Raw genomic sequence first — 13,196 nt, forward strand, 5'->3', positions numbered from 1 at the left:
GAAAGCATTTCTTGTTTTGCTTTTAACCTATCTAATCCTTTTCCATGGTCTTTAAGTCCAGCCGTAGCATTCTTAAACTCAGATTGAATTTCTTTTAATGACCTATTTAAATTTTTAACGCCTTGGTCAAAACTACTATTTTCCATTGCTACTCGAACAACTAAACTTCCTACATCTTCTGCTATATAAATCTCCTCCTTTCCCTAAAAATAAAAAGAGATTAATGAATAAACACTAATCTCTTATAACCACCCACATTGATCTATATATATTTCTTTTTCTTTTTCTTCTTTGTTATTTTTTGATGTATATGCTAAAACATCAATATAATAAAATATATCCATATCATCTATATCATTCATAGTCCACTTTTCTTGTTTTAATAGGTTACTATAAATATCCAACATAAAATCCTCTGTAGTAAGTGTACAAGCACTTTCACCTTCCACTTTCTCAGAGGAATTTAGTTTTTTAATTTTTTTTCAAAACTACCTATAACTTTTTCCATATCTTCAACTACTTTATCTATAAACTCATTTGCTGGAAATCCATCCAATAATTCATCTATAGTGAATTGCTTTCCATAAACAGCAACCATATATTCTCCTAATGTATCTATTGAATCTGAATTAACCCCTTTCTCCATTAATTTGCTTAAAGCTAATGTTTCCTTTAATCTTCTAGTACTCACAAAAGGTGCTATAAAAGTTTTTTCTTTTCCACCTATTAACAATGTAATTTTCATCTTATTCACTCCTAATTTTAATTAATTTTTAATTACTTTTTACTACTGTTGTTTTTTTACAGCTTTTTAAAAATTCTTGTTTAAAAAATTCCTCTTGAGTTGGTGCCCCAGTTAAATCTGTATCAGCTGTAAGTTTGTAAACACCATCATTTATACGCGGCATAAATTTAAATTTAACCTTTTGAGTTTGAAGTTCTATTTTATCCTCTCCAGTTTTACCCTCTTCTTCTAATGGCTCTGCTTTACCCTTTGTTAGCCACACCATTCTAAAGGCTTCCTGTTCATTATCACTTTTTGATTTTGGTGCTTCAAAACCAAAAGCTATTTCTGTTGCCGTAGCATCTTTATTTTCTACAAGTACACCATTTTCTATTTTATAACCTAACAAATCAGCTCTCTCTTCTAGTTTTAACTCTGCAACATCTATTTCAACCTCAATTGCTCCAAGTGCAGTTACTGTTTCTAGTAACTGGTCATCTCCATACAATTCAGCTGAATTTGTTTTAGGTGAAATTTTTATACTCTGAGCACCTACAAGTTGTTTTATTTTTGTATCATATTCTAATTCATCTTTAGTATCCTTTGTTAACTTTACATATCTAAAATTTCTTAATCCTTTAATTGCCATAATTATTCCTCCTAATTTTTTATATAATAAAAGAACCTCAATACTTTATGGAATAATCCTGTATCGGGTTCATATGCTGCATCATGTATTGTTCTCTTAATGAATCCATTCTTCTTTAATAAATCTACTGTTATTTCTTTTAATTGTTCTAAGTTTTTTTTGCTCCAAATATCTATTTGCACATAAAATCCTGTGATGCCTTCTACATCATCATAATAACTCTCACCCTGCTCTAAGTAAGTAAAAAAAGTAATATATGTTTCACTATTACCTGTGTATGTTCTGAATTCTACTGGAACATCTAATTCTTTAAGTGTATCTATTATTATTCTATTTATACTGATAATACATCACCTACTTTAAATTTAAAGCACTTTTTAATTCTAACTTTATAACTTCTTGTGCTTCTTTCTTTTTACTCTCATAAGCTGGAGACATAAAAGGCTTTGCTGGCATTTTACTAGTTCCAAATTCTAAAAATTTACCATAAAATATACTACTATTATCTCCTTTTTGAATTCCTACAAGTACATATTTACTAGTACCTTTTTCCCTAATCCCAGATAATTTCAACCCTTTTTTTAACTTTCCTGTTTTTTTAGGTGTATTTATTCTAGCTTCTTCTAAAATTATTTGACCTGCTTTTTTAAGTGCTCTATTTTCTGCTTTAACCCCTTGTTTCCCCATCTCCTCTATCTTTTCTATCAAATCTCCTATACCTTCCAACTCCATATTAGCCACTTTTTCTCACTTCCTTTGCATGTATCTCATATTCAATGTGTTTTTCCTCTAAATCATTTATAGAATAAATATTAAATTTTCTATTGTTATACAAAATGTTCATTTTAGTTGTAATTCCTTCAAAATATCTACAATTGAATATTTTATCTTCTTGTGATTGTATTGATGCTGCATTGTAAAATTCTCTTCCTCTTAATCCTCTAACACTCGCCCAACATTCTCTAATAACTTTAGTACCTTCAATTTTATATCCATCTTCATCAACACCATTTTCACCTATTATAGATATGAATTTTATTCTTTTGTCTAATTTAGAAAAATTCATATTTCACCTCTTAATAAGCTAATTGAATTAATATCATTGTAACTATCTCTCTAACTTTGACACCTACTTTTTCAGTTGTCATTGTTCTATTTTCGTGCATATCACCAATTAGAAATAATGCTACAATTTTAGCTAACTTATTATTTGAATCAAATTTTTTACCAGTTCCATTCATTATAAATTCTTCTGCTGCATTTATTAATATTTCTAAGTATTTATTTTCTTCATCACCGTCTATTTTTAAATATTCCTTAACTTCTTCAACAGAAACTATCATTTTATCACCTTTTTAAAAGCACCAGTTTTAAACTGATGCTTTTTTCTTTAAGTAGATTAATCCTTGTGCTCCAACTAATTTATTATTACTATCCTTTCCGACTGCCATTTTACCATCTGCAATCATTAAAGCCTTATGAATCCATTTATTTTTATCATCATTAAAGTACTTTTTATAATACATATTTAAGTTTGAATTTAGCATGTAATTATTTAGGTCTATTACAGCACCAAATATATCTCCTGCCTTAGCAGTATCAAAGCTTGGAAGTTTATCTACTGTTAATACTTCTCTACCATTTAATATTTTTTGTCCTTTTTCATTTATCTTTCCTAATCCTATTTTTTGTCCGTTTTTATCAGTCATTCCATTTAGATACTTCTCCCATGTTGCTTTACTCATAACATATATAACACTATCTTCACTTACTTCTGGAATACTTGCTTCAACTTCTGCCCACTTTGCTACTGTTCCTATGTCTTCTACTGTCATATCAATTTGTTGTTCTTTAGGCACTTCGACTTTTGTAAATCCTAATGGTTTTCCACTTCCATCACCACTTACAATTGCAGTTTCTATTGCCCTTATCATTGCCTTTTTTAACTGCTTAACTACAGTAGCTTCAAATATTGGTAGTGATACTGTTGATGTTAATAATCCTATAGCAACCTTTGCTTCTAACACATGATATGAAAAAGTTACTTTTGCCTCCATTTTTGATTTTTGTTCATCTGACACTGTACTTTCATCTGCTAACCATGTTGCTTCTGGATTCACTTCTGAAATAGGTATCGCTACTCCACCTTGATATGATGTTTGAGTAACTCTATTTAATATTTTACCTTCTATTGTCATATCTTCTATAACTTTATTCATTATTGTTGTTGGTATTACAGCTCCTATATCTGCTACTGTTGTCAATGAATCTGCTCTTTCTTCTTGTATAAATTTTTCAGGTATTGGTGTTCCATCTACAACATAATTTCTAAATGCTTGTCTATATTCCAATGATCCATATAAATCTACCTCTGTTCTTGTTTCTGTATTTGTTCTATATGTTGCTAAAGGTTCAAATCCTCCAACTGGATCATTACCTAAACTTCTTTTAGCTGGGTCTTGTTCCTCTTCTTCCCTTATTTTAGATTTTAATTCTTCTATGTCTATATCAATTTTTCTTATATCTAATTCTATTTTATCTAATGCTTCTCTTGTTTCTGCACCTTCTATACTTTTTAAAAAATTTGCCCTTTGTTCTTGTTTTTGTTGTAATAATTTTTTTAAATCCATTTGTGTTACCTCTTTCTTTCATTTATTTATATTTATACTTAATTTCTAACTTCCTTTTTTGTAAGTCTAAGCCATCCAGCTGTTTTAAATTATTCTCCAACAATTCAAAACTCCTTGCATAAACAGAAGTTGTATCATAAAATGGAGTATCCACTACACTTACATCAAATAATTTATTAATGTTTGTAACTTCCCTTAATGTTTCATCCTTACCATAAGTCCAAGTATCACCACTTTCGCCTACAGTGAAAGCAAAAGACATCTTATCAATCAATCCTTCTTGAATTGATTTATAGATGTCTCTGTTACTTTGTGTATCTATTAATTCAGCTTTTATTTTAAGTCCTATATCATCTTTTATTAACTGTAAGCTATTATTTCTAGTCCTTGCCATTATGCAAAATGTATCATTATGATTATATCTTAATGGTACATCCTTCATATCTGTATTGTCTAAAGCACCTCTTTTTATAGTTTCAGTGAATTTATAACCACCATATTCATGTGTTGCTGGTTGGTCATACTTAATAGCATAACCCTCAATAAGCATTTTATTTTCATCATTATCTACAGCTCTAAATTCAACTAGCCTTTTTTCTCTTTCATCATTCATTTTTAGTCTCCTTTACAACGTTACCCTTACTCATTTGATATGCATCCGCTATATCTCTATTTATATAGTTTAAAGACATATGTCTAATATCTCCGCCCTCAAAAGGTGGAAATCCAAATATACCTAATATTTGATTATCTGTAAGAGTTCCTCTACTGCTTAATACATCTACTGCTGATATTTTATTTTTCATATTAGTAAACATTAACCCTTGTGAATAAAAAATAATTTCATTTCCAAAATCTAACTCTCTTACTGTAAATAGTACCTTTGAGAACACTCTTCCTAAACTTATAATCATTGGTTCTAATGTTTTTTCATAAAAAGCCTGGTATTGTTCCTCTGTAAAATCTCCATTTAATACTGCTAAAGATACCCCGTAATTGTTTAAAATTTTCTTATCTATAAATTCCATTGTATCTTTATCTATAAACTTAGGATTTACATTTAATGGTGTATATTCTGATTTTAAATCTATTGGCAATATACCACTACTTGCATCTAAAATTTTTTTTTCAAATTCTTCTCTTTCTTTAATTTGTTTATCATCTGATAACATTGTATTTATCTTTAATAATCCTCTAATTGACAATGATGATTTTATTCCCTTATCAATACCTTGAATTATAGTATCATTAGTTTTTAATAACTTTAATAATGCTTCATTGTTTGGTTCTCCATTTATATCCCCACCCATTAAATCATTAGCTCCAAAATCTTTTCTCCAATGAATTATCTCATCATAAGGTAGTGTAACATCACTCCCACCTTTAAATGTAAATTTTACAAATATTCTATTTGTAGTATCCTCTAAAAATTCAACTAAGGTTGGATTTAATGGATATAACCCTATATATTCTCTTTTATATGTTCCTTGTCCTAAATCTATTTTTTTATATTTAGGATATATAAAACAGTTTTTATTTACTTCTCTAAGATAAGTTATTTTTTCTAAAAAATCTGTAGTTGTCATTACTTCATTAGGACCATATTTCAATAGTCTATTAATGCTGCCATTAATAATATTTTGTTTTCCATCATATACACGAATATGTTTAGGTTGTAACTTACTTATTTCATTTACAATACACCTAATACAATTTTGTACAATGTCACTTGCATATATATCCGAACCGAATTGAGAAAAGATAGGTGTTGAACCATTAAGCATTTTTGCATATTCTCTTTGTATTTTTGTTTCTTTAAATAATTTAAATATATTTTTAAAAGCCATAAGTCACCTCCTATCTAACTATTTCTAAATATTCTCTCCTGTATCTGTCATATACTGCATATAAAATTATTAAAGTTACTGCTCCATCAATTCTTTGTGTTCCTGTATCATTATGTTTCATTGGCATTATCTGTCCATATTGATTAACTTTTGCAACTGTATTTTTTAAACACCATATATCTATAGGATTTTTATTATAATTTATTAACTTGCTTTTTAAGTCTGCTTCAACTAACTTCATGGGTGTTGATAAATTATTATAATCTTGTCCTATTTTTTCTAATTCAAATCCATAGTCCTCCATTTCTTTTACAAATGATTTTGCATTCCACCTATCATAACCAATTTTAAATAATCTTATATTATATTTTTTATATAAGCTTACAAACCACATTACTATATCACTATAATCAACTTCATTCCCTCTACAAACATGAATTAATCCTTGTTTTGCCCACTCTAAATAATTTTTTTTATCTTCTTCTGACCCTTCTTCAACCTTCGTTTCTGGAATAAAATATTTTTGTAAAATATATTTTCTATTATCATTGGGTCTCTTTATAAGTACTTTTGCACTAGATAAGTCTGTTGTTTCTGATAAATCAACTGCTCCTAAACCTATTGATCCAACAAAATCCTCAATATTATAAGTTAGATCATTAACTATATCTTTTTCCATTAACCATGCTTCACTACTATTTTGTTTAAAATTAAAATCTTTAGATAGTGTAAATACCCTTTCTGCCTTATCATGTTGAGCTTTTCTTAATTGGTCTCTTAGATACTGAATTTTTTTAACAGTTCCTAAGCTTGGATTAGCTTTAAACCAACTTTGTTCATCTTGATACACTTCTGTTTCACTGTCTTGTGTATATAACCAAGGTAGTAATGTATCATCCTCTATTTCTCTTTTTAATACTTTTCTAGCATAAATAAGTTCTTTATCTAAATATCCATCATCAACAAAACCCTCTGTAGTTATATTTATAAACATTGGTTCATCTTTAATACTTTGTGATTGCTCTATAGACTTTGCTATTACATTATCTTTCATTTCATGGCTTTCATCTAATATTGCAAGTTCTATATTTCTTCCTTCTTTATTTCTTGTTTTATCACTAAGCTTTTTGATAGTTGATTTATTTTTTAGATTAAATATACCCTTTAAATTTTTATGAGTTCTTTTGCTTTTCTTATCAAACATTTCTCTCATATTATTAATTTCATCAAATATGAGATTAGCCTGTGCATCATCATTACTACTACATATAATATCTGAACCTGCATTGCCTATCATAAATTCAGTAAAACATAATGCTGCACAAAACGTACTTTTGCCATTTTTTCTAGCGACTAATAAAATTAACTTTTTAAATCTTCTTAGTCCTGTATCTTTCCATTTAAAAGAATAGAACGCTTCTATTACTGCCTTTTCCCATAATTCTAATAAGAAAGGCATTCCGTTAAATGGAGATTTTGTATGCTTGCAAAATGTTTCTATAAACTCAATTCTTAAATCTGCACCACTTGTATCATATATAAATCTATCATCAGCTAAATCCTCTATTAGATTTTTAAGGCAAGTTTTTAACTCATTGCCTAGAACAATTTCTCCTGTTATCGATTTATTGTAATACTCTAATAACCATGAATGTTTACCATTAATTTCACTATTGGCTAATTTAACAATTGTTTTTAAATTTTTGCTACTCATTTATACTCATCTTATCTTTAATCCACTTATCAAAATCATCATCTTCTTCAATCACATTTTTCTGTAATATACTATTTAATGTTTTTATAACTATAGAATAACTATTGACATTCTTTAAATATTGTTTTCCTGCTTCTGTTGACTTCTGTAATGCTTTATTTACAGGATTTATTTTAATCGTACCAACTTCCATTATTAATTCTCTTAAAACATAATTTTCAGCATATAAAAAAGAAGCATCTTGAATTAATCCTTCAACAAGCTCCTTCTTATTATCTTCTACATCATTAAATATTTTTTTTATTTTTTCATATTCTCTTTTATATACTAACGTTTTTTCCATTTTTCTGAAAACCTCTTTCAATTTTCAAATTTTTCGGTTTGTGTGTTCCTGATGTGTACCTCCACCGGTCCTTTGAGTTCTCACTCAAAATTAATTATGGGGGGTTACTTAGTGTATTCACTAAACCATTTCTCTATATATTTAATCCATTCATCTTCATACTTTTGTTGTCTATAATCATTACAGTACTTCAACCTATATAAACATTCTTCTTTATCTACATCTATGAAGATAAGTTCTGCCCCTAACTCTTTTGCTAATTGCTCTCTTGAATACTTATCTGCATATCCACCAATTATCCAAGCACTTTTAAATCCTCCATATCTTGTTTTTATATTATCTAATATAGTATTTCTAATTGACAATACATTGTACTTTAAATTGTCTGGCTTATCATATCTAGGTAATAATGTAACGGCTTCATACAATCTGTCCATATCAACTACTATGTCACCTTTATTCATATTCTCTTTAACATAAGATGTCTTCCCTGATAATGGTGGACCATATACAATATATATTCCTCTTTCCTTTTTCTTTTTTATTTGACCTTTACACCATCTTCCATGTAGTTTATTGTGGCACTCTTGACAAAGTACTTCTATATTATCTGGATTAAGAGTTATATTAACATCTGTTATATTTGTTGGTGTAAGTTCCTCTTTATGATGTAATTGTATATGTCGTGATTCTCTAATTATCTTCTTACACTGCTGACATATTGGACCTCTTTCAGCTAATATTATCTTTCTAAAGTCAATCCATTCTTTTGATTTGTAAAACTTTCTTGAAAACTCCTGTGCCATTTAATCACCATACTTTCATTGCATCCATAGTTTTTATATGTTCAAACCTCTCTCTTTCTAACTCCAACTTCTTAATATCATGTTCTTTTCTATGTCTTAACTCTGGATTATCTATTTGTACTTTTAATCTTTCTACCCTAAGCTTTTGCTCCTCTGTTACTATATCCCAATTAGCATTTAACATTTCATCATATTGTTTAATTAACTTTGCTAATGTATTAAATGCTTTAGACTGTGTATTGATAAGGTTAGCTTCCTTATCCCAAGCAAATTGTATTTCATACTCTTGACTCTGCATCTTATCACCATATGTTGTTTTCTTTAGTTCTTTAGTTATATCTTCTTTGCTTTCAACATGCATTATGTCTTGCATATTAATTATTCTTGCCTCTTGTAAACAAATACTTCTCCATAGCTTTTCTAATGGATCTTCTACGTTTAACTCTTCCATTATATTTTTTACTGCTAAAGGAATCCTTGAACTATAGTTACCATACTTATAACTATTTGTGTTTCCCTTTGGAGCTCCGCCTTTGTTTCCTACTGCATTTGTATTTCCTAATGGAGCACCACCTTGTGGCTTATATAATTTTTTCCACTTGTCTACTCTCCTCCAATAGTTTATATTCGATTCTTTTTCATTAAGCAATTTAGCAATTTCTTTTGAAGTTATTTTTCCTTTAAATTTCTTATAAATTTTAAAGGCTTTTTCTCGATTATTGCTTTTATGTTTGCTCATTTCTCATATATTTCTCCTTTCTAATTTTCAAACTCATAAATGTTAGTTTGAAATTGATATATAATCAAAGTTATTTACTATGTTTATTACGAATTTTAGTTGTGTTGTTTTCCGTTGTTTTTTACATTTTATTCCTTGAATTGTAACACACTCTTCCTTGTATCTTTTATAAGTGATATTTTAAGGGATTAAATACCTTACTTTGCTCCATTGTGAGGTATTATATTTTTTATAACTCTACTTATATATGCATTGTTTTTTATACCATTAATAACTATTAGCTTAAAAATGAGGTATTCTAGTGTAAAAAAAATGAATATATCAATATTTTAGAACACATACTTATCTGCTTTTTTAGCTGAATCTTGAAGTATATCATTGTCTAATCCTATATACTCCATTGTTATACTTGGCTTACTATGCCCAAACAACTTTTGTACATAATTAATATCCTTATCATGCTCTAAATACTGAAAATATCCATATGTTTTTCTTGGTGTATGAACACCTATAGAATTTTTAGCAATACCCAATTCTATAATGACCTCTCTAAATATTTTTCCTAAACTATCTCTTCTTATATGTTCTTTAAATGGTGCAATTCCTTTTCCCTTCTGTGACCAATACAAATACTCTGAATCATGTTTACTTTCAATATAATCTTTCAAAATAATTAAAAGCTTACTACTTAAAACAACTACTCTTTCAAATTGTATTTTACGAGTCTTTTTAGTTTTTTCTTCTAAAATTACTAATTCACCTGTTTCAAGTGATTTTCTTATATCTCCTACAGTTAATTCAACTAAATCACATCCCCTATATCCTGTATTAACACCTATGCTCCATAAAATATAAGCTGGATAATTATATTCTTTTAACCTATTGGATATTCTTTGTAAGTCCTTTACATCTTTTATTGTTACTGATGCATTTTTACCTTTCTTTCTCATTTTTGACTTACCTGCCTTATTGCTCCATGAACTTTCTTGTATACTCTTTCATTCATACATTCTTTTAAGCTATCTTCAACTTTCAAACTTTTTATATTTCTATTATTGCAGTAAGGACATGCTAAATAGCCCTTAAATTTTTCTATATCCTCTGTTAATAACACAAATTCTTTCTTACAACCTGTACACTTATAGGAACTATATATCTTACCCATATCCTCACCTACTTTCTTTGTTCGCATAAAAAAAGACTAAGTACAAAATACCTAGTCTTTTAACAGCTATAACTTTTTAATCCCTGAGTGCAATTTACCGTTATATAATTATTTCATGATATCATTATATAACATTTAAACTACCATTAAAACTCCATCTTTTTACCATTGTTACACCACTTCAAATTTTATTCCTTCTACTCCAAACAGCAATATTCCTAACTCTTTAATCATTTCATTAATCCACCTTCTTGGAGTATTGATTCCACAATTTATTTTTTTTACTATATCATCATATGGTACTTTTTGAAAATAAAACATTTCTAAAACATTATATTTCTCAATTGTGCCTAATTTTTTTTGCTTTTTTTTCAATATATTCATTGCCATATCTATATGAGCTATCATTATCAAAGTTTTACTTTTACTTCTCTTTATACTTAGTATATATATTTCATCTTTTTGTGATGTATCTAATTCCATTAAATACTCTTCCTTTAATTTTCCTGCATCATCTATTGCATTATTGACATGTTCTTTCAACTCATTATAATTCTCTAATAATAATTTTGTGTTATGGAAAATTTTATCTTTTGAATCTTGTATCCTCTCTTTATTAAATTCTTTTATTGCCTTTTTTGTTGCTTTTTCTATTATTTCATCTATATTTTCATTATTCATCTCCATATTGTATCCCACCCTTAACCTAATATATTTTTATTAAAATATTCTATACTATAAAACATAATACTATCTCTTCCAACACCTATAATAAATTTTTCACCTTTACCTATTTTTTCAAAGCTATCATTTATAAATTCTACAGCGCCCTTACTAATTTCCCATGCTTTCATTCCAGCTAATCTATATCTTTTGTAATCATCTTTTGTGAATATCCTATATTCCTCTACTCTTTTTATATCTTTACTCCTTCTTGCTGTACCTTTCGTTAATGCTTTAAGTTTAAGTATTTCTCCTTGAAGTAATTTTATTTTATTCTCATAATGACAAACACTTATATTTAATAATGCTATAATTATCATTATTAAATATAATTCTGTTACTTTGCCATTCAATAACTGTACTAAACTCAAAGCTATTGAAAAAATTACTATCACTTTAGTACATCTATCTAAATTACCATATATCTTCTTTAAAAAATTCATAATTTCACCCTCTTTATCTCCAATTTTAATTATTTATTTAATAACCTTCAACATTGGTTTACTGTTAGATTCTCTAAAGTTTTCATTAAATTCATTTACATAATAATCACAATTACAATATAAAAGTAAATATCCTTTTTTATTGTCCCATTTAACTCCTTGAATCCTTTTTATTTTTATTCTTGTATCTTCACCATTAAGTGTCCAATCATCACACCATGTGTCAAACGGTTGTAGTTCTTGATATAATGGAATTGGTATCATGAAATCCTTATTTCTTATACACCCTAAAGGATTTTTTTTAAATATCAAGCATCCTTTCTCATTGTTTTTCTTTCCACTACATTCGCCACCTTGTTTATAGCTTCTTACACAATAAGCACATTCTAATCTACAAGGTATGTTTTCCATTTACTCACCTTCTTCTCTCTAATTTTGAACTTCTAAATATTTTGTTTTTATAATTAATATCCAATATTTACATTTGTATCAATAGTAATATAATGTTATATATAACAAATAAAGGAGCTGAATTAGATGTATTACTACTATAGATATATTTTTACTAATAAAGATTTAAAAATTTATAATGTTTGGGCTTATTCACAAAAAATTATAAATGCTTTAGAACTTACTTATAAAAACAACTTAATTTCAGTTGATTTTTCTTATGAATACTATGGCTTTTGGTTGAATAGGGAAAAAGGACAACATGAACATAGTAAAGCTGGCAAAATTATAGCATCATCAATTAGTGATTTTAATAAAAAAAAATCTACTTACACATATACTTGTTCCGATGGAACGCCTGGAATTTCCACTCAAATATTCCATGAAGATAAATCTAAAAGAAAAATCCAAGCAACTATATAAATCTTTTATATAAAGGACTACTTTTAAATTAGTCCTTTATTTTTTTAAATATTACTAATTACTCTAATTCGTAATATATTTGTATTGTGAATTATAACTTAGTTAAAGAATTTTTTTCTTCTTCTGTTGCGCAGTACTCACAGATTTTTTCTCCAGCTTCAGTAATATACCAATCACAATCTTCTATTGTCATTGAATCTTCACATCTACTACAATCATGCTCAATATAATTTAAAGGGTTATAGCCACTTATAGTAGTACCTATAACTTCTTCCATTTCCTTTATAGTTGTGTCTGATACCTTTACTTCGGTAATTTCGCCTTTTTCTAAAGTCCCATAAACTTCACTATGTTTTCCAAGTATCTCGCCAAAATATATCTCTTGACCTATAGCTTCTTGAACTTCTTTTTCTTCTGCTATGAACATTCCTTTTACATCACCTCGTCTACCACAATCCCAATAAAATTTATATAATTTTTTCATTAAATTTACCTCACTCTCATTTTTTATTTAAGTCACATAATAATCAAAATATTTAT

Annotated in this window: 21 protein-coding genes; 1 reads left to right on the plus strand and 20 read right to left on the minus strand. The window is 27.8% G+C overall.

Going from position 1 to position 13,196, the window contains the following annotated elements; all coding sequences use genetic code 11:
• Positions 1 to 242 precede the first annotated feature (242 nt).
• The 19 genes from BN346_RS21440 to BN346_RS01370 all read right to left on the minus strand — a co-directional run bounded on the left by BN346_RS21440 (position 243) and on the right by BN346_RS01370 (position 12,194).
• A complete protein-coding gene (locus tag BN346_RS21440; RefSeq protein ID WP_158644430.1) occupies positions 243 to 407 on the minus strand; it encodes a hypothetical protein in 165 nt (54 codons plus the stop codon).
• Positions 408 to 463: 56 nt separating this feature from the next.
• Entirely contained in the window at positions 464 to 745 is a 282-nt protein-coding gene (gene gpG / locus BN346_RS01285; RefSeq protein ID WP_034438547.1) for a phage tail assembly chaperone G, read from the minus strand.
• A 28-nt stretch (positions 746 to 773) separates the two neighbouring features.
• The gene (locus BN346_RS01290; protein ID WP_034438548.1) at positions 774 to 1,373 is read right to left on the minus strand and encodes a major tail protein; all 600 of its coding nucleotides are present in this window, start codon (positions 1,371 to 1,373) and stop codon (positions 774 to 776) included.
• Positions 1,374 to 1,384: 11 nt separating this feature from the next.
• Positions 1,385 to 1,555, minus strand: a complete 171-nt coding sequence (locus BN346_RS22005) for a hypothetical protein (protein WP_242838375.1) — start codon at positions 1,553 to 1,555, stop codon at positions 1,385 to 1,387.
• Between the two features lie 172 nt (positions 1,556 to 1,727).
• Positions 1,728 to 2,105 (minus strand): HK97-gp10 family putative phage morphogenesis protein, encoded by a 378-nt coding sequence (locus BN346_RS01300; protein WP_423219648.1) that lies wholly within the window; start codon positions 2,103 to 2,105, stop codon positions 1,728 to 1,730.
• Position 2,106: 1 nt separating this feature from the next.
• Entirely contained in the window at positions 2,107 to 2,439 is a 333-nt protein-coding gene (locus BN346_RS01305) for a phage head closure protein (RefSeq protein ID WP_034438553.1), read from the minus strand.
• A gap of 10 nt (positions 2,440 to 2,449) precedes the next feature.
• A complete protein-coding gene (locus BN346_RS01310; protein WP_034438555.1) occupies positions 2,450 to 2,716 on the minus strand; it encodes a head-tail connector protein in 267 nt (88 codons plus the stop codon).
• Positions 2,717 to 2,743: 27 nt separating this feature from the next.
• Positions 2,744 to 4,003 carry a phage major capsid protein gene (locus tag BN346_RS01315; protein WP_034438556.1) on the minus strand — a complete coding sequence of 420 codons (1,260 nt, stop codon included), beginning with the start codon at positions 4,001 to 4,003 and terminating at the stop codon, positions 2,744 to 2,746.
• Between the two features lie 22 nt (positions 4,004 to 4,025).
• Positions 4,026 to 4,616 (minus strand): HK97 family phage prohead protease, encoded by a 591-nt coding sequence (locus BN346_RS01320; protein WP_034438558.1) that lies wholly within the window; start codon positions 4,614 to 4,616, stop codon positions 4,026 to 4,028.
• Positions 4,609 to 5,850, minus strand: coding sequence for a phage portal protein (locus BN346_RS01325; RefSeq protein WP_034438560.1), 1,242 nt, complete (start codon positions 5,848 to 5,850; stop codon positions 4,609 to 4,611). Before BN346_RS01325 ends, BN346_RS01320 begins: the two co-directional genes overlap by 8 nt.
• Before the next feature lie 10 nt (positions 5,851 to 5,860).
• Positions 5,861 to 7,564, minus strand: a complete 1,704-nt coding sequence (locus BN346_RS01330) for a terminase large subunit (RefSeq protein WP_051539845.1) — start codon at positions 7,562 to 7,564, stop codon at positions 5,861 to 5,863.
• Complete coding sequence (locus tag BN346_RS01335) at positions 7,557 to 7,907, minus strand: hypothetical protein (protein ID WP_034438562.1); 351 nt, start codon at positions 7,905 to 7,907, stop codon at positions 7,557 to 7,559. Before BN346_RS01335 ends, BN346_RS01330 begins: the two co-directional genes overlap by 8 nt.
• A 104-nt stretch (positions 7,908 to 8,011) precedes the next feature.
• A complete protein-coding gene (locus BN346_RS01340) occupies positions 8,012 to 8,713 on the minus strand; it encodes an HNH endonuclease (protein ID WP_034438564.1) in 702 nt (233 codons plus the stop codon).
• A gap of 4 nt (positions 8,714 to 8,717) precedes the next feature.
• Positions 8,718 to 9,452 (minus strand): phage terminase small subunit, encoded by a 735-nt coding sequence (gene terS, locus BN346_RS01345; protein ID WP_081770885.1) that lies wholly within the window; start codon positions 9,450 to 9,452, stop codon positions 8,718 to 8,720.
• A 329-nt stretch (positions 9,453 to 9,781) separates the two neighbouring features.
• Positions 9,782 to 10,402 (minus strand): tyrosine-type recombinase/integrase, encoded by a 621-nt coding sequence (locus tag BN346_RS01350; protein WP_034438566.1) that lies wholly within the window; start codon positions 10,400 to 10,402, stop codon positions 9,782 to 9,784.
• Positions 10,399 to 10,617: a hypothetical protein gene (locus tag BN346_RS01355; RefSeq protein ID WP_034438568.1), complete on the minus strand. Its 219-nt coding sequence runs from the start codon at positions 10,615 to 10,617 to the stop codon at positions 10,399 to 10,401. The genes BN346_RS01350 and BN346_RS01355 overlap by 4 nt, the downstream gene beginning before the upstream one ends.
• Before the next feature lie 171 nt (positions 10,618 to 10,788).
• Positions 10,789 to 11,304 (minus strand): hypothetical protein, encoded by a 516-nt coding sequence (locus BN346_RS01360; RefSeq protein ID WP_034438569.1) that lies wholly within the window; start codon positions 11,302 to 11,304, stop codon positions 10,789 to 10,791.
• Between the two features lie 14 nt (positions 11,305 to 11,318).
• The gene (locus BN346_RS20320) at positions 11,319 to 11,783 is read right to left on the minus strand and encodes a hypothetical protein (RefSeq protein ID WP_051539848.1); all 465 of its coding nucleotides are present in this window, start codon (positions 11,781 to 11,783) and stop codon (positions 11,319 to 11,321) included.
• Positions 11,784 to 11,816: 33 nt separating this feature from the next.
• Complete coding sequence (locus BN346_RS01370) at positions 11,817 to 12,194, minus strand: hypothetical protein (RefSeq protein WP_034438571.1); 378 nt, start codon at positions 12,192 to 12,194, stop codon at positions 11,817 to 11,819.
• Between the two features lie 126 nt (positions 12,195 to 12,320).
• Here BN346_RS01370 and BN346_RS01375 point away from each other — a divergent pair, with 126 nt between their 5' ends.
• The gene (locus BN346_RS01375; RefSeq protein WP_034438573.1) at positions 12,321 to 12,656 is read left to right on the plus strand and encodes a hypothetical protein; all 336 of its coding nucleotides are present in this window, start codon (positions 12,321 to 12,323) and stop codon (positions 12,654 to 12,656) included.
• 91 nt (positions 12,657 to 12,747) lie between these two features.
• On the opposite strand, the gene BN346_RS01380 is transcribed toward BN346_RS01375, so the two are convergent.
• Positions 12,748 to 13,140 carry a hypothetical protein gene (locus tag BN346_RS01380; protein WP_074432657.1) on the minus strand — a complete coding sequence of 131 codons (393 nt, stop codon included), beginning with the start codon at positions 13,138 to 13,140 and terminating at the stop codon, positions 12,748 to 12,750.
• Between the last annotated feature and the right edge of the window lie 56 nt (positions 13,141 to 13,196).

It is taken from the genome of Clostridium ihumii AP5, from assembly GCF_000612845.1.
GTDB lineage: Bacteria > Bacillota > Clostridia > Clostridiales > Clostridiaceae > Clostridium_J > Clostridium_J ihumii.